Here is a 15831-nt window from a genome sequence, read left to right on the forward strand (position 1 = left end):
GCGGAGTGCACCAACTACTTCAAAAACTCAGGCTATGTTTCCGTGTAAATACATCATGCTCTAGGACAGCTCTGTTGCGTCGTCGCGTGACGCCTCGATCCATGGATGACCGGTTTTCCGCCTTGCGCGGCTAGCCAGCAGATTTCGTTTGCCTTACGTTCCTTCCGGATAGCCTGCGGGGAATGCTGTTGCGTCTCATTAAGCCGATAACAGAATCAGAACTTGGACTTTGGCGGTTTCAGAGTTTCGCGATGTGGGGGGCATGCATCGGCGCTGTTGCGGCCGGTATCGTTGCCTATCTGATCTTGAACGCCACCAAGTTGCGCCTGGGCGTAAATCTCGCGCAGGACTTTCCCGTCATCGAGGCACATGTCACGGGCGATGCGGCAATCAAGCGTGCCGAGAAGATCTTCTATCTGCTGTTCTATGTGTTCGGCGCTGTCTTGGCCTTCGCGGCACTCAGGCTCCGGAGACCGTTCGAAGGGCGGTCGCTCGTTCTGTTTTACGTCTCGATGCTGGCGATGGTCCTGTCCCTGGAGACATTCCTCCGCGACGCATTCCAGCAAGAACTTCACATTGTGGCGTTGACCGTCGCGGTCTTGGCGATCTTCGTACCCTTCGTGAAGCAAATCCGGCCCCACGGAAGCATCGAGGGTGCGCCAGAACTCAGGCCGATCACCTTTTTTGAATTTGAGCGGATCGACGCTGCGCTGATCGCGGCACTGCTGGCCCTGACACTGCCCTTGAGCGTACAACGTTTGGCCGGCCAGGCTGCAACCAATCCTCACGCGGTATCGTTCCTCGTCGGACCGGCCCTCTATCAATTTAGCGATGGCCTGGTGCCGGGCCGGGACTTCCTGTCCTTCTATGGATACGGACCGTCCCATTTGTTCGGAATGCTCCTGCCCCCCGACCCGAACGTTCTATATTTGCGTTACGTCGGTTTCGTTGCCACCTGCATCGCAATCTATCACCTGTCGGCCTATTGGGTGCTGCGCGAGTTCTTCCAGAGCAGGGCGCTACCCTTCGTGCTGACGGCGGTATTTCTTGCACTGTGCCAGTTCGGCGAGGCCGAAGGATTCTCCGGACCATCCGCTCTGGCCATCAGGTACATGTTCGTGTTCATCGCCACGGGCATCCTCGCGCACCTCATGGTCCAGCCTTCGGGTTGGTCGTTGGCGGCGCTATCCGCCGTCTGCGCGATCTCGATATTCTGGAACACCGAGACCGGGATCTATACCTGGCTCGTGGGGTGCGCGGTGTTGTCGGCGCGGATCCTCGAAAGACGCTGGCCCTGGGAGGTCGCGGCATTCACCGGGCTGTCTGCCGTGATCTTGCTCGCGTTGTTCGGCGCGGCCTACGGTCCTGCCGTTCTCACGATGGACTTCCTGCGCGTCCTGCTTGCGCCGATCGCCCTGCACAGCGTCTCGAACTGGGTCGGCGTGCCGATGAACTGGGAGCCCGGCTTCGGGACGTTCTATCAGTTGATCTTTCCGGCGATGGCTATCGGCACGGCTATCAGCGTTGCCGCAACTTGGGCAAGATCTCGCTCGATCGAACGGGCCTATCTTCTCGTCCTCTCGATCGTCGCGCTGGTCTTCATGGCCAAATGGATGAATCGGTCGCTTGATGCGGTGTGGCAGCAAAACGCCTTCGCCTTTCTTGCCATTGGCGCGTGGTGGTGCCGGGCGGCATTCCGCGCAGTCCTCGGCCGCCAGACGTCGCAAACCATCCCTGCCGTTTCGCTGGCGGCAACGGCCGTGCTCTCGTTCGCCGTGCTCTTCAATGCGAGGGATCGTCAACAGAACGTGACGATCGGGCTGCCGTCCTATCTGCAGTATCCGAGCATCGCCAGCCTGAAGTTGGGACGCGGAGCGGGAAAGGTCAACTTGCACCTCGATCGCAGCGACTTCGACTTGATCAACAAGGCCGTGCCGCCCCACGGTCGCCTGTTGTTGCTGTCGGACCGTGATTGGCTCGTTCTTGCAACCGCCGGCAGAGCGCCCAAGAGCTACTTTCTTCCGTTCCGGGATACGTTCAGCCCCGAACATGTCACTCGCAGCTTTGCCGGGTCCGATCACTTCATTTTGGAGCGCGGCGCAACATACGAGTATGACTGGCTCAAGACGATAACGGAGCAAATCCTATCGTCAGAGTTTGAACGCACCGAAGAATCAGCCGGCTTCATTCTCTACCGCAGGAAGACGTGAACGGGGCATCGAGGCATCCGATCCCGACGTGACGTCAGGCCTGATCTGACGCAGGCGCGCTTGCCGGTTGAGTGCGCCCGTTCGTCGTCGCGATCCAGATCCCGGCAAATACCGCGACGATGCCGGCCGCTAGATTCCAGCGCAGCGGCTCGTGCAGCAGCCAGGCGCCAACGAACGACGCGGTGATCGGATTCACGGTCACCGAAATCGCAACCCGCGTGGGCGTCGTGCGCTCCAGCGCAAAGGCCCAGAGATAGAAAGTCAGCGCCGCGCCTAAGGCACCGAGATAGAGGGCCGCCAGCCATTGCGGCGTGCCGAAGCCTGCGACGGGCGCAAAGCTGCCGCGGACATACGAGAGCAGGATCAGGCAGATCGCGCCCGCAGCCATGCTCATCGTGGTGAAGGCGATCGGGCTGGAGCGCCGGATCAGCGGCTTCGACCAGATGCCGTAGAGCGCCATGCACAGCGCAGCCGCCATCATCAGAAGATCGCCGCGCCAGGCGCCTGACGGCGCCGAGGTCAGGTCGGAGAGCAGCGCGACCGCAACGCCCAAGGTTGCAATCGCGACACCGACCGATTTTCGCCACGTCAGGGCTTCGGCGCCGAACGCGGCCCCGATCACCAGCGACAGGAGCGGCAGCGTCGACAGCGCGAGCGCGCCGCGCGCGGCGGTCGTGCAGATCAGCGACGCGTTGAACAGGATCGGGAACAGCGCGAAGAACAGCATGCCCAGTCCGATTGCTGCAGCCCAATCCCCTCGTCCCGGCCATCGATCGCCGCGCAGCAGAGTCAGCGGCAGCAGCAAGAGAAAGCCGATGCCGAACCGGAACGAGCCGATCGCCATCGGATCGAGGCTGTTCACGAGGTAGCGCGTGGCGCCGATCGAAGTCCCGCCCAGCGCGCTCGACAGCACCGCGGCCAGAACGCCAAGAATCTCGCCCACGATCCCTCCCTTGATATTTCGCAAGCAGCATAGGAGGCGCGCCGAAACAGGGAATGGAATTTCCGTGATGCCAGGATAAGCTTTTGTCATGAGCTCACCCGTGCTCGATCCTGATCTGCTGAAGGCGTTTGCCGCCGTCGCCGAGCATCGCTCCTTCACGCGCGCCGCCACGACGCTCAACCGGACCCAATCGGCGGTCAGCGTCCAGATCAGGCGCCTGGAAGAACGGCTCGGCACAAGACTGTTTCAACGCACCCGGGCCGGCGTCGCATTGACCGCACCGGGCAATGAACTTCTCGTCTATGCAAAGCGGCTGCTCGACCTCAATGCAGAGGCTGTCAATGCACTCCGCGCGCGTAAGCGCGAAGCGGTGGTCCGCCTCGGCGTGATGGACGACTACGGTACCATCGTCATTCCGCCATTGCTGGCGCAATTCGCCAAGAGCCATCCGGAGATCCGGGTCGAAATCGAGACCGGGCTGACGGCAACGATGCCGGCCCGGCTCGGTGAGGCCTATGATCTGGTCATCGCCATGCACCCGGAAGGACATGGCGATGGCGAACTGTTGCGGCGCGAGCAGGCGGTCTGGGCCGCCGCGACGTCATATTCGGTCCGGCCGCACGACACACTACCCGTCGCGCTCTATCCGCATGGCTGCCTGTTCCGACAATGGGCCGCGGACGCCCTCGATGCCGCCGGCCTGCCCTGGCGTCTCGCCTTTGTCAGCCGCACGCTTGCGGCGGTGGAAGCGATCGCGGCGCAGGGGCTTGCGATTACGGTCGTAAAAGCCCGCACCCTGCCGCCCCGCCTGCGTATTCTGTCGGACGGCCTGCCGCCGCTGCCGGGAGCGGACATCCGCCTCCACCGCGCACGCAATCTGTCGCGTGCGGGCGGCCTGCTGGCGGATCATTTACAGCTTGGGATTTCGCAATCGGCGTCCCATATCCTGCCCTGACGCGTTGCTGCCGACCGGTTTAGCTGGACGGCTGCAAAGCCGCGAGCAAACCTGGATAGACGAGCCGTGAACATTTCCTTTTATGACCTTTCGGTGTGGGTGCTGCCCCTGGTGTTCGCCATCACCTTCCACGAGGCTGCGCACGCCTTCGTCGCGGACCGGCTCGGGGACAACACGGCCTCGCAACTCGGCCGCGTCAGCTTCAACCCGCTGAGGCATATCGACCCGTTCGGCACCCTGATCCTGCCGGCGATGCTGCTGTTCGCGCATTCGCCGTTCCTGTTTGGCTATGCCAAGCCGGTGCCGGTGAACTTTCGCAAGCTCAACAACCCCAGGCTCGACATGGTCTGGGTGGCGTTGGCCGGGCCCGTCACAAACATCCTGCTGGCGCTCGCGGCGGCCGTCGCCTTCCACGCCCTGCCCCTGGTGCCCGCAAGCTCGGCAAAGTGGGTTGCCGACAATCTGAAGAATGCGCTCATCATCAACGCGATCCTGGCGGTCTTCAACATGATGCCGATCCCGCCGCTGGACGGCGGCCGCGTCGCGGTCGGCTTGTTGCCGCGGGCGCTCGCCTTGCCGCTGGCCCGACTCGAGCCGTTCGGTATGCTGATCCTGATCGGGCTCTTGATCCTGCTGCCGCTCGCGGGCTCGCAGTTCGGTCTAAATCTTGATGTTATTTCAGCAATACTGCGAACGTTGACCGGTTATGTGATTCAGGCTGTTCTCTTCCTGACCGGCAACGCGTAGTTGAACCTGACATCCGAACCCATGCCGAAGGGCCAGAGGCCGACTTGGTCAAAGCTGCCGATATGCTGATCGCGCGACGCGCCGACACCCGGGCCCGCGCCGATTTCGCCACCTGGAAGATGATGGCCAAGCTCAACGGGGCGTCCGCGCTGCCTCCGGAGGCCCAGGAGTTCCTGGCGAGCTATCAAAACCTGCTGGCGCAGATGAGCGAGGGCGAAGCGACCGAGGCCACGATCGGTGCGATCTACAAGGCCTATTACGTCGAAATGGGCGGTGCTGGAACCCCGCCCGACGTCCGTCCCCGCCAAGCCAAGCCGGCAGCGGACAATGTTACCGCCTTCCGGCGCCCGGCGCCGAAGCCGAAGAGCGCTGGCTTCTTCGGGGCAGGCGCAGTCAGCGGAGCCCAGAAACGGCCCCTCCCCGTGGCGCTGATCTTCGCCTGCCTGGTCGTGGTCTATGTCGGGATCCGGCTCTACTGGCGCTGAGCCGTCTTTTTCTTCTTCGCATCCGGCGGCGTGAAAATGATGTCCACGGTCCGTTCGAACCGGTCGTCGGTCAGTCCGGCAGGCGGCTGCGGGATCGGATCGGACTTGCGGACGATTGACAGCGCCGCAGCATCGTAGGCTGCATCTCCCGACGATTCCGCGACTTCGACCGACAGCACGTTGCCTTTCCGGTTGATCGCAAAGCTCACCTTGACCTTCTGGTTATTGGGCTGCTTGCCCTCCGGATTGACCTTGTGAGCCGCGAGATGCGCGCTGATCTTGCGGTTCCAGTCGGCCGTGATCTTCAGGATGTCCTTGCCAAGCCCCAGGACCGGTGCCAGGGCCTTCTCGGCTTCGCGCGCGTCCTCGTCGAGCGTCTGCCGCGCACTTGCTACCGACTTCGGCGATGCCTCGGCCGCGGGCGTTTCGACCGCCTGAATCTTCGGATCGTCTTCCGTTGGCTTCTTCGTGTTGTTCTCGGTCACGACGCGATCAGGATCCTCGACCTCCTGCGACTGGTCCTTCGGAAGCTCCGTCTCCTTGGTCTCGGCCTTCTGCTCGGGAAGCGCCTGCTGCTCCTGCATCGCTTCGCTGTCAGGCCCAGGCGGCAGATCGGTATCGGGCACCTTGGGCGAAGCCATCTCGACCGCGAACTCCGCCCCGGCCGCACCAAGGCCATCGCCGTCGTCGTCGGCGCGCAAATGCGCCAGCGCGAGCGCAGCACCACCGAGATGGAGCGCGAGCGCGGCGACCGCCGCCACGATCCAGAGCTTTCGGGATGGTCTCGGTTCGTCCGACATGGCTGGCCTTTAAGGCTGAGCGGCGCCTGCCGCAGGCGCCCCCGGCGCGCCTTCCAGCGCGACCAGCTTCACCCGCGTATAGCCGCCCGAGCGCAACAGCTCCATCACACCCATCAACTCGCCATATGGCACCGAGCGATCGGCGCGCAGGAAAACATACTTGTCCTTGCTCATGTCGGAAAGGCCGTCGAGGGTCCCGATCAACTCGGCCCGGTGAACAGGGTTCTCTCCGATCGCGAGCGTCAGGTCGGGCTTGATGCTGAGATAGGTCGGCTTGTCCGGCTTCTTCTGCGGCGTCGCACTCGACGTCGGCAGATCGATCGGCAGGTCGACGGTGGACAGCGGCGCGGCGACCATGAAGATGATCAGCAGCACCAGGATGACGTCGATGAACGGCGTGACGTTGATGTCATGCGTTTCCGAGAAATCGTCGTCGTCGTCGTTGTCTGCGAGCGAAACGGCCATGGTCTACTCCGCCGCGCGCGAATGCACGCTGCCGTGGCTGCGGTCGAGATCGCGCGAGAGCAGCCGCCCTGCCGCGCCCGAGGCGCGGCTGACGAGCTCGAGATAGCCCTTCGTCACGCGCGAGAAGTGGTTGTAGATGATGACGGCGGGAATGGCGGCCACGAGCCCGATCGCGGTGGCGAGCAGCGCCTCGGCGATACCGGGCGCGACCACGGCAAGGTTCGTGGTCTGCGACTTCGAAATGCCGATGAAGCTGTTCATGATGCCCCAGACCGTGCCGAACAGGCCGACGAAGGGCGAGGTCGAGCCGATCGTGGCGAGCACACCCATGCCGATGCGGATGCGCCGCTGCTCCGCACGCACGATCTCGGCAAAGCTGGACGCCGCGCGCTCCTTGATGCCGGCATCGCTGGACAGGCCGGCCGACATCCGCGCCTCGCGCAGCGCCGCCGCCAGGAACGACGGCAGGATACCCTCCTTGGTGCCGAGCGCCATCTGCGCCTCGGCGAGCGAGCGCGCCTCCGCGACCTTCTTCAACGCCGAACGCAGCTTGCCGGAGGCGACCGACAGCTCTATCGACTTGGCGATGAAGACGGTCCAGGTCATCAGCGAGGCGAAGGCGAGCCCGATCATCACCGCCTTCACGATGACGTCCGCCGACATGAACATCACCCAGGGCGACAATTCCTTCATGGCCGGCGCGATGGCCGCCGCCTCGGGCTTCGCACTCGCGGGATTGCCGGCCACGGGGGCGGCGCCGGCAACGGCGGGAGCCGTCGAGGCCGCAGGCGCAGCCGGCGCGGCTGCCGGCGGAACGGTTCCGGCCGTGGACGGCTGAGCCGCCGATTGGGCCGTCGCCGGCGGGCTTTGCGTCTGGGCAGAAACGGGGGACGCGAACCAGGCGGCCGCCAGCATCAAGGCTGCGGCAAGGCTTGCTTGGAAGGACATGGTCTTCATACTTCGGCCCAGTAGCGAATGAGGTTGTGATAGATACCCGTCAATTTGACCGTTTCGGGATCGTCACGCCCGAGCCGTTCCACCAGCGCCTGTATCGCGGTGTCGAGGTCAAAGATCATGCTCCGGGCTTGATCGTCCCGTATCATGCTCTGAAGCCAGAAGAAAGACGCAACCCGCGTTCCCCTGGTCACCGGCGTGACGAGGTGGAGGCTGGTCGAGGGATAGAGCACGCAGTCCCCGGCTGGCAACTTGACTTCATGGGAGCCGTAGGTGTCCTCGATCACAAGTTCGCCACCGTCGTAATCCTCCGGCTCGGCGAGGAACAGCGTGACCGACAGGTCCGTGCGGATGCGAAGGCCGGTCAGGCGGTCGCCGCGGATCGCATTGTCGACGTGCAGGCCGAAATGGTGGCCGCTGTCGGCCGCATAGCGGTTGAACAGCGGCGGGAAGATCTGCAGCGGAATCGCCGCCGCAATGAAGCGCGTGTTGGACGTCAGCGCCGAGATGATGCGGTTGCCGAGTTTGCGCGCGACCTCGCCGTCCGGTGGTAGCTGTTCGTTGCGCTTGACCATCGCCGATTGCGCACCGGCGGTGGAGCGGCCGTCCTCCCATTCGCTGGCGTCCATGATGCGGCGGAAATCCGCCACATCATCCTTGCTGAGAACGCCAGGCAAGCACGTCAACATGATCAGAACTTCGCTGTGGTCACGACGTAGAACGCCCGTCCCGGCGCGACCGCAACGAACGGCACGTTGCTGCGATAGAACGAGTCGTAATAGAGCTTGTTCGTCAGGTTCTGCGCGTAGAACTTCATGCTCCAGTTCTGGTCGATCTTCTTCTCGACGAACGCGTCGAAACGCCAATAGCTCGGCAGCTCGTTGGTGTTGGCCGCGAACGTGCCGCCATAGACCTTGGAGCGATACACTGCCTGGCCGCCAAGCTCCCAACCGCCGTCGAACTTGTACTTGGTGAGCATGCTGAACGACTGGTGCGCGATGTTGGCGAGTTGCAGCCCGAGATTCGAAGCAACGCCGCTCTGCGTGACCTTGGACTGCATCAGCACCAGGCCGCCGAAGATGCTCCAGCGGTCGGTGATCTTGCCTTCCGCTTCGATGTCGATGCCTTGGATCCTGTAGGCTGCACCCGATGTGAGCAGGTTGTTGACGGTCTCGCGCGCGTTGTCCTTGTTGGTCTGGAACAGCGCACCGGTCACCAGCAGGTGGCGATCCGCAAGCTCCCATTTGGTGCCGACCTCGATCGCCTTGTTGCGCTCGGGCCCGAGCAACAAGGTCGAGTTGGGAGGAACACCGCCGTAGTCGGTGCCGGTCGCATCCAGCTCCGACCCGAACGGATTGGCCGAAGTCGCATAGGCTGCATAGACGCTGCCGATCGACATCGGCTTGTAGACCACACCGACATTGTAGTTCACCAGATCGGCGTTCTGCTTCACATAGCTCGCATTGTTGGATGCGCTCTGGCTGTAGCCGTCGTAGCGCACACCGCCGTTGACGATGATCGTGTCCTGCCAGTTCGCGGTGTCCATGACATACACGCTGCTGGTGTTGACGCCGTAGCGGGTCGGATTGCCGACGAGTGACGGAATGCCGAAGGGAATGTTGGTGTATTGCGGGGAGTAGAGATTGACACCCGTCACCGCGCCCGTGCTGGTGAAGGGCGAACCGGCCAGTTCGGACGCGAGACCGGCATAACGATCGATCGAGATGTTCTCGTTCGAATATTCGACGCCGAACACCGCCGTGTGCTTGACCCCGCCGGTGTCGAGCTTGAACGTGGCCTCGTTCTGGTTGGCCCATACGTCGACGTTCTGGTAACGGCTCTGCGCGCTCGCCGTCGTGGTCCAGAGCAGCGGGTTGGGGCTGGTCGTATTCGGGTTCTGCGGCAGCGTGCCGATGTAGTTGAGCAGCGAGTGCTCGCCGCGCACCTTGCTGGTCAGGGTGATCGCCTCGTTGACCTTGTACTCGATGGTACCGGTACCGAAATCCTGCCGCGCGGTCTGGAAGTCGCGGTTGAGGAATCCGTACCAGTTGCCACGCGGAATGCCCGCCGACGTCACCGGCACGTTGCCCTGCTTGTAATAGGGCACGCCGAAATCGGGATAGCCGCTGAGGTCGGTATGGACGTAGTTCGTCGTGATCTTGATGTCGTTGGTCGGGGTGTACTTGGTCGAGATGAAGCTGCCCCAGCGATTGTCGGTCACGTAGTTGCGCCCGGCGACGTTGGCGTCCTGGAACAGGCCGCCGGCGCGCACCGAGAAGGTGGTATCGATGACCTGGTTGACGTCGAGCGTGACGCGCTTGGTCATGTCGGTGCCAAACTCGCTGTCGATGCGCTTGAAGTTGACGTCGCCGGCCTGCTTGGTGACGATGTTGATGGCGCCGCCGGCGGTGCCGCGGCCGGCATAGGAGGATGCAGGTCCGCGCAGAATCTCGATCTGTTCGGTGAAGAAGTTCTCGCGGATGGAAACGGCGGGATCGCGGATGCCGTCGATGAAGACGTCGTTGCGCGCGTCGAAGCCGCGGATGAAGAAACGATCGCCGAAAGCGTTGCCGCCCTCGCCCGTGCCGAGCGTCACGCCTGCGGTCGAGCGCCCGATCTCCTTCAGCGTCGTGGCGTTCTTGTCCTCGAGCACCTCCTTGCTGAGCACGGTAATGGTCTTCGGCGTGTTCAGCATCTTCTCGGGAAACTTGCCCGAAGCCTGGACGTGATCGACCTTGTACGGCGCAGCCGGATCCGCGTACGGATTGCTGTTGGGAGCGCCGGACGGCGTGGCGGGCGCCGCCTGCTGCACCGGCTGGCGCTGCGCGGCACGGCGAAGCGCGTTGCGGGCACGGACCTGCTCGGGCGAAGGCTTCGAGGCCGTCGGACGCGGACGCTCGACCGGAGCATCGACCGTCACCGGCGGCAGGTTCGACTGCTGCGCCTGCGCGCCGCTCGACACCGACGCCACCGCGATCAAGCTCGCGACCGCTGAAACTTTCTTGCCGGAAACGCCCGCGGACCTCTCATCCATCGGATCGAACGCTACGACCGAACGCAACGACTTCGGTGCGACCACCTGCCCCATTACCAAACGCCCCATCTTCCTGTTCGCTCATTCACTTCGAACGAGCGATGGGCCGTTGGTATCGGCCGCAAAATAGCGGGTCAATGCGAGCCGTTCGCGAGAACCTTTGAATTGGTCCAGATCAAAACGATTCTAAACTGTAGTTTGAAATCGTTCTAAGACGAGACTGGACTCGTTCTAAACAGCGGCGATCGCGCATCGCTCTCAGTCGCTGCTCGGCGGCTTCATCAGCGAGAACAATTCGTCGACAGTCTTCTGCGCAACGGCGCGCACGCGATCGGTGCTGTCCATGCCGGCGATGTTGACGCCGCTGACGACGGCTTTGATCTCGTCGCGAAAGTCGGTGAGGAAGCGCAAGGGATCGCGCTGCTCGTTGGCGACACGCGCGATCAATCCCGTGATCAGAATCTGGCACGCGATCAGCTTGCCGTTCAGCTCGTCCATGCTTCGCTCCGTGTGATGCGGCGCCGATATGGACGATGCCGAAATCCCTGACAACCGAAACGGCCACGACGCAACTTAGAACCGTTCTTGCGGTTGATCCGAACCACGGCCCGGCGCGAAGCCGATCGGCCCTGAGCACACCACTTCGCGTGCTGCGCAAGAATGGCACGCCGAACGCTCGCGGCGGGAAAATGCAGCCCTGCACACCGCCGCGCCAGCGAGCTGCCTACACGGTGCAAAGCTTTCCAATTGTTTAGGATTCTCAACTGATAGTGCTGTTTACACTGGAAGTTGGCGTGTATTATACATCATATGGAACCGTACGATTGCCCCGATATTCGTAGCCGAGGGCATGCGAGCCGATACGAGACGACATGAAAAAGTCCCGGCCGATCCTTTGGCTTCTGATCATCGCGGCCGTGGCCTCCGCGGGCTATTATGGTTGGCAGAAATTCGGCTCGTCCGAGGCTGGAAAAGTCCAGACCGCACAAACCGCTCAAAAAGGCCCGCCTCGCCCCTCCGCCGTCCCCGTCAGCGTTGCACCGGTCCAGAAGACCGACTTTCCGGTCTATTTGACCGGTCTCGGCACGGTTCAGGGCTTCAACACGGTCCAGGTCCGAACCCGCGTGGATGGCCAGATCGACAAGCTCGAATTCAGGGAAGGCCAGATCGTCAAGCAGGGCGATCTCCTGGTCTCGATCGATCCCCGCCCCTATCAGGCCACGCTTGACCAGGCCAAGGCCAAGAAGGCGCAGGACGAGGCCAGTCTCGCCAACGCCAATCTCGAGCTCCAGCGCGCCACGAAGCTCGGCGAATTTGCCACCGCCCAGCGCGTCGACACCCAGCGCACCACCGTGGCTCAGCTCACCGCGCAGATCGCCGCCGATGATGCCGCGATCTCCAACGCCCAGACCCAGCTCGATTACACCCAGATCAAGGCACCGATCACCGGCGTTGCCGGCCTGCGTCAGGTCGACATCGGCAACATCGTCAACGCCTCCTCGCAGACCGCCATCGTCACCATCTCGCAGGTCGAGCCGATCGCGGTGATCTTCACCGCGCCGGAAGACCAGCTCCCCTATATCAGCGAGGGCCAGAAGGCCGGCGCGCTCAAGGTGATCGCCTTCACCACCGACGGCAAGAAGACGCTGGCCGAGGGCAAGCTCGCTGTGATCAACAACCAGGTCGACACGAGCAGCGGCACGATCCGGCTCAAGGCGGTGTTCGACAACAAGGAAAACACGCTGTGGCCGGGCCAATCGGTCTCGACGCGGCTGCTGGTGCGAACGCTGAAGGATGCGACCGTAGTTCCGGATGACGCGGTCCAGCACTCCACCAACGGGCTCTACGCCTACACGGTCAATCAGGACAACAAGGCCGAGCTGCACAAGGTCAAGGTCAGCTATGGCATCGACGGGCGTTCGGTCATCGAGGAAGGCTTGAGCCCCGGCCAACAGGTGATCGTCGGCGGTCAGTTCAAGGTCCAGCCCGGAAGCCTGGTGTCGACTGCGGTGGCAAGCTCGGATCCGGCCCAGAACAAGGTACGACAGCAATGACCGAGGGCGGGATTTCGGCACCATTCATCCGATATCCCATCGGCACCTCGCTGCTGATGGCCGGCATTCTCTTCGTCGGCCTGGTCGCCTATCCCCTGCTTCCGGTCGCGCCGCTGCCGCAGGTGGACTTTCCGACCATCCAGATCACCGCCAACCTGCCCGGCGGCAGCCCTGAGACGATGGCTTCGTCCGTGGCACAGCCGCTCGAGCGGCAATTCGCCCAGATCCCGGGCATCGCGCAGATGACCTCGACGAGCTATCTGGGCACGGCGTCGATCACCATCCAGTTCGACCTCAACCGCAACATCGACGGCGCCGCCAACGACGTACAGGGCGCCATCAACGCGGCCAGCGGCCAGTTGCCGAAAAACCTGCCGTCGCCCCCGACCTACCGCAAGGTCAACCCCGCCGACGCGCCGATCCTGCTGCTGTCGGCGACATCGGAGACGCTGCCGCTGACCACCGTCAGCGACTCGGTCGACGCCCAGCTCGCCCAGCAGATCAGCCAGCTCTCAGGGGTCGCCCAGGTCTTCATCGGCGGCCAGCAGAAACCTTCCATCCGCATCCAGGTCGATCCCGCAAAGCTGGTCGCCAAGGGCCTGTCGATGGAGGACATCCGCAGCCAGATCGCGATCACCACGGTCGACAGCCCCAAGGGCAATATCGACGGCGAGAAGCGCGCCTATACGATCTACGCCAACGACCAGCTCACGCACGCGAAGGACTGGAACGACGTCATCATCGCCTATCGCAACGGCGCCCCGTTGCGGATTCGCGACATCGGCCAGGCGGTCAGCGCCGCCGAAGACGCCAAGCAGGCGGCCTGGGCGAACGGCAAGCGCGGCGTGTTCCTGGTGATCTTCAAGCAGCCGGGCGCCAACGTCATCGAGACCGTGGACCGGATCAAGGCGACCCTGCCCCGCCTCGTGGCGGCGATCCCGCCCGCGATCAAGATCGAGCTCATCAGCGACCGAACCACCACCATCCGCGCCGCGGTCGAGGACGTCCAGTTCACGCTGCTGCTGACCATCGCCCTCGTGGTCATGGTCATCTTCATCTTCCTGCGAAGCTTCTGGGCGACGGTCATTCCCACTGTCACGGTGCCATTGGCGCTGCTGGGTGCCTGCGCCTTGATGTGGGTGGCCGGCTATTCGCTCGACAATCTGTCGCTGATGGCGCTCACCATCGCGGTCGGCTTCGTGGTCGACGACGCCATCGTGATGCTCGAGAACATCACGCGCTACATCGAGGAAGGCGACTCGCCGATGGAGGCCGCCTTCAAAGGCTCCAAGGAAATCGGCTTCACCATCGTCTCCATCAGCATCTCGCTGGTCGCGGTGCTGATCCCCCTGCTCTTGATGGGCGGCATCATCGGGCGCCTGTTCCGCGAATTCGCCGTCGTGCTGGCGATGACGATCTTCGTCTCGATGTTCGTGTCGCTGACGCTGACGCCGATGATGGCCTCGCGCTTCCTGCGCGCCCATGGCGAGGTCACCCACGGCAAGCTCTATCAGTGGAGCGAGCGCGCCTTCGACGGCATGCTGCGCGGCTACGAATACGTGCTCGACCACGCCCTGGCCTGGCGGCGCACCACGCTCGCGATTTTCTTCGTCACGCTCGGCCTGTCGGTCTACCTGTTCGTGCTGATCCCCAAGGGCTTCTTCCCGCAGCAGGACGTCGGCCTGATCACGGCCACGTCTGAAGCCTCGCAGGACATTTCGTTCAAGGAGATGCAGCGCCGACAGGTCGAGCTCGGCAAGATCGTGATGGACGACCCCGACGTCGCAACGATCGCCATGAACATCGGCGGCAGCGGCCGTGCCGGCAACAACGGCAACATGTTCATCACGCTCAAGCCGCGCAACGAGCGGGAGGCGTCCGCTCAGCAGATCATCGCGCGGCTGCGTCCGAAGCTCGAGAAAGTGCCGGGCGCGCGCCTCTATATGCAGGCGGCCCAGGACGTCCGGCTCGGTGGCCGGCCGACGCGCACGCAGTTCGAGTTCACCCTGCAGGACGCAGATCTCGCCGAGCTCAACGAATGGGCGCCGAAGATCCTCGCCAAGATGCAGACGCTGCCGGAGCTGCGCGACGTCGCGACCGACCAGCAGACGCAGGGCACGACGGTCCAGCTCAAGATCAACCGCGACACTGCGGCCCGCTACGGCATCCAACCCCAGTTGATCGACGACACGCTGTATGACGCCTTCGGACAGCGGCAGGTCACGCAGTACTTCACGCAGCTCAACACCTACAAGGTGATCCTGGAAGTCCTGCCGGAAATGCAGGGCGATCTCGAGACGCTGAACAAATTGTATCTGAGATCGCCGCTGACCGGCGACCAGGTGCCGCTGTCGACCTTCGCGAGCTGGACCACTGATCCGGTCCGCCCGCTCTCGATCAGCCATCAAGGCCAGTTCCCGTCGATCACGATCAGCTTCAATCTCGGGCAAGGCGTTGCGCTCGGCCAGGCCACCGAGGCCGTGCAGCGGGCGATGGCCGAGCTCGGCGCACCGGCGACGCTGAATTCGAGCTTCCAGGGCACCGCGCAGGCGTTCCAGCAGTCGCTCGGCACCGTGCCGCTCTTGATCCTCGCCGCGCTCGTCGTGGTCTATCTGATCCTCGGCATTCTCTACGAGAGCTACATCCATCCGATCACGATCCTGTCGACGCTGCCTTCGGCCGGCGTCGGCGCGCTCGCGATCCTGATGGCGGCCGGCTTCGACTTCAGCCTGATCGCGCTGATCGGCATCATCCTCCTGATCGGCATCGTGAAGAAGAACGGCATCATGATGGTCGACTTCGCGATTGCCGCCGAGCGCGACGAGCACAAGACGCCGGAGGAATCGATCCGCCAGGCCGCGCTGCTGCGCTTCCGCCCGATCATGATGACGACGATGGCGGCCCTGCTCGGCGGCGTGCCCCTGATGCTCGGCCACGGCACCGGCGCCGAAATCCGCCAGCCGCTCGGCTACGCCATGGTCGGCGGCCTGATCGTCAGCCAGGCGCTGACGCTGTTCACCACGCCGGTCGTCTATCTCTATCTCGACGAGCTCAACAACTGGTTCTCGACCTGGGGCCGTTCGGGTGACGGCGAAGGGCACGAGACGCACGAGCACGGCAGCGTCAAGGAAGCCGCCGAGTAAGCTTGCGCCGCGCCTGCCGCGACGCTACAGCGAGACCCCAC

13 protein-coding genes are annotated in these 15831 nt (G+C 63.5%); 6 read left to right on the plus strand and 7 right to left on the minus strand.

The features are described 5' to 3' along the window. Positions 1-182: 182 nt before the first annotated feature. On the plus strand, positions 183-2210 hold the full coding sequence (locus tag XI05_RS16135; protein ID WP_271503266.1) for a hypothetical protein: 2028 nt from the start codon (positions 183-185) through the stop codon (positions 2208-2210). A 34-nt stretch (positions 2211-2244) separates the two neighbouring features. Here XI05_RS16135 and XI05_RS16140 read toward each other — a convergent pair whose 3' ends face one another. Further along, entirely contained in the window at positions 2245-3153 is a 909-nt protein-coding gene (locus XI05_RS16140; RefSeq protein ID WP_271503269.1) for a DMT family transporter, read from the minus strand. Between the two features lie 88 nt (positions 3154-3241). Between XI05_RS16140 and XI05_RS16145 the strand changes: the two genes are divergently transcribed. The 3 genes from XI05_RS16145 to XI05_RS16155 all read left to right on the plus strand — a co-directional run bounded on the left by XI05_RS16145 (position 3242) and on the right by XI05_RS16155 (position 5340). After that, positions 3242-4108 (plus strand): LysR family transcriptional regulator, encoded by an 867-nt coding sequence (locus XI05_RS16145; protein ID WP_271503273.1) that lies wholly within the window; start codon positions 3242-3244, stop codon positions 4106-4108. Positions 4109-4174: 66 nt separating this feature from the next. Then, positions 4175-4855 carry a site-2 protease family protein gene (locus XI05_RS16150; RefSeq protein WP_271503276.1) on the plus strand — a complete coding sequence of 227 codons (681 nt, stop codon included), beginning with the start codon at positions 4175-4177 and terminating at the stop codon, positions 4853-4855. 62 nt (positions 4856-4917) lie between these two features. Further along, a complete protein-coding gene (locus XI05_RS16155; protein ID WP_271503634.1) occupies positions 4918-5340 on the plus strand; it encodes a hypothetical protein in 423 nt (140 codons plus the stop codon). On the opposite strand, the gene XI05_RS16160 is transcribed toward XI05_RS16155, so the two are convergent. The 6 genes from XI05_RS16160 to XI05_RS16185 all read right to left on the minus strand — a co-directional run bounded on the left by XI05_RS16160 (position 5328) and on the right by XI05_RS16185 (position 11091). Further along, on the minus strand, positions 5328-6140 hold the full coding sequence (locus XI05_RS16160; protein WP_172786314.1) for an energy transducer TonB family protein: 813 nt from the start codon (positions 6138-6140) through the stop codon (positions 5328-5330). The two genes, XI05_RS16155 and XI05_RS16160, sit on opposite strands and share 13 nt — an antisense overlap. A gap of 9 nt (positions 6141-6149) precedes the next feature. Further along, the gene (gene exbD, locus XI05_RS16165; protein WP_025035680.1) at positions 6150-6605 is read right to left on the minus strand and encodes a TonB system transport protein ExbD; all 456 of its coding nucleotides are present in this window, start codon (positions 6603-6605) and stop codon (positions 6150-6152) included. Positions 6606-6608: 3 nt separating this feature from the next. Continuing rightward, positions 6609-7562, minus strand: coding sequence for a tonB-system energizer ExbB (gene exbB, locus XI05_RS16170; protein ID WP_271503282.1), 954 nt, complete (start codon positions 7560-7562; stop codon positions 6609-6611). After that, on the minus strand, positions 7559-8248 hold the full coding sequence (locus XI05_RS16175) for a Fe2+-dependent dioxygenase (protein WP_271503284.1): 690 nt from the start codon (positions 8246-8248) through the stop codon (positions 7559-7561). Before XI05_RS16175 ends, exbB begins: the two co-directional genes overlap by 4 nt. Positions 8249-8250: 2 nt before the next feature. Continuing rightward, complete coding sequence (locus XI05_RS16180; protein WP_271503637.1) at positions 8251-10647, minus strand: TonB-dependent receptor; 2397 nt, start codon at positions 10645-10647, stop codon at positions 8251-8253. 204 nt (positions 10648-10851) lie between these two features. Continuing rightward, complete coding sequence (locus XI05_RS16185; protein WP_128916226.1) at positions 10852-11091, minus strand: hypothetical protein; 240 nt, start codon at positions 11089-11091, stop codon at positions 10852-10854. 374 nt (positions 11092-11465) lie between these two features. Here XI05_RS16185 and XI05_RS16190 point away from each other — a divergent pair, with 374 nt between their 5' ends. Further along, a complete protein-coding gene (locus XI05_RS16190) occupies positions 11466-12647 on the plus strand; it encodes an efflux RND transporter periplasmic adaptor subunit (protein ID WP_271503286.1) in 1182 nt (393 codons plus the stop codon). Then, entirely contained in the window at positions 12644-15790 is a 3147-nt protein-coding gene (locus tag XI05_RS16195; protein ID WP_271503288.1) for a multidrug efflux RND transporter permease subunit, read from the plus strand. The genes XI05_RS16190 and XI05_RS16195 overlap by 4 nt, the downstream gene beginning before the upstream one ends. Positions 15791-15831: the final 41 nt, after the last annotated feature.

Origin of the sequence: Bradyrhizobium sp. CCBAU 11357, from assembly GCF_028128865.1 — a bacterium.
Classification (GTDB): Bacteria; Pseudomonadota; Alphaproteobacteria; order Rhizobiales; family Xanthobacteraceae; genus Bradyrhizobium.

What these genes read in the sequence shown, in the direction of transcription:
- exbD (WP_025035680.1), bottom strand. Translation starts at nt 6,605, where the DNA reads ATGGCCGTTTCGCTCGCAGACAACGACGACGACGACGATTTCTCGGAA.
- XI05_RS16185 (WP_128916226.1), bottom strand. Translation starts at nt 11,091, where the DNA reads ATGGACGAGCTGAACGGCAAGCTGATCGCGTGCCAGATTCTGATCACG.
- XI05_RS16175 (WP_271503284.1), bottom strand. Translation starts at nt 8,248, where the DNA reads ATGTTGACGTGCTTGCCTGGCGTTCTCAGCAAGGATGATGTGGCGGAT.
- XI05_RS16145 (WP_271503273.1), top strand. Translation starts at nt 3,242, where the DNA reads ATGAGCTCACCCGTGCTCGATCCTGATCTGCTGAAGGCGTTTGCCGCC.
- XI05_RS16180 (WP_271503637.1), bottom strand. Translation starts at nt 10,647, where the DNA reads ATGGGGCAGGTGGTCGCACCGAAGTCGTTGCGTTCGGTCGTAGCGTTC.
- exbB (WP_271503282.1), bottom strand. Translation starts at nt 7,562, where the DNA reads ATGAAGACCATGTCCTTCCAAGCAAGCCTTGCCGCAGCCTTGATGCTG.
- XI05_RS16155 (WP_271503634.1), top strand. Translation starts at nt 4,918, where the DNA reads ATGCTGATCGCGCGACGCGCCGACACCCGGGCCCGCGCCGATTTCGCC.
- XI05_RS16190 (WP_271503286.1), top strand. Translation starts at nt 11,466, where the DNA reads ATGAAAAAGTCCCGGCCGATCCTTTGGCTTCTGATCATCGCGGCCGTG.
- XI05_RS16135 (WP_271503266.1), top strand. Translation starts at nt 183, where the DNA reads ATGCTGTTGCGTCTCATTAAGCCGATAACAGAATCAGAACTTGGACTT.
- XI05_RS16195 (WP_271503288.1), top strand. Translation starts at nt 12,644, where the DNA reads ATGACCGAGGGCGGGATTTCGGCACCATTCATCCGATATCCCATCGGC.
- XI05_RS16160 (WP_172786314.1), bottom strand. Translation starts at nt 6,140, where the DNA reads ATGTCGGACGAACCGAGACCATCCCGAAAGCTCTGGATCGTGGCGGCG.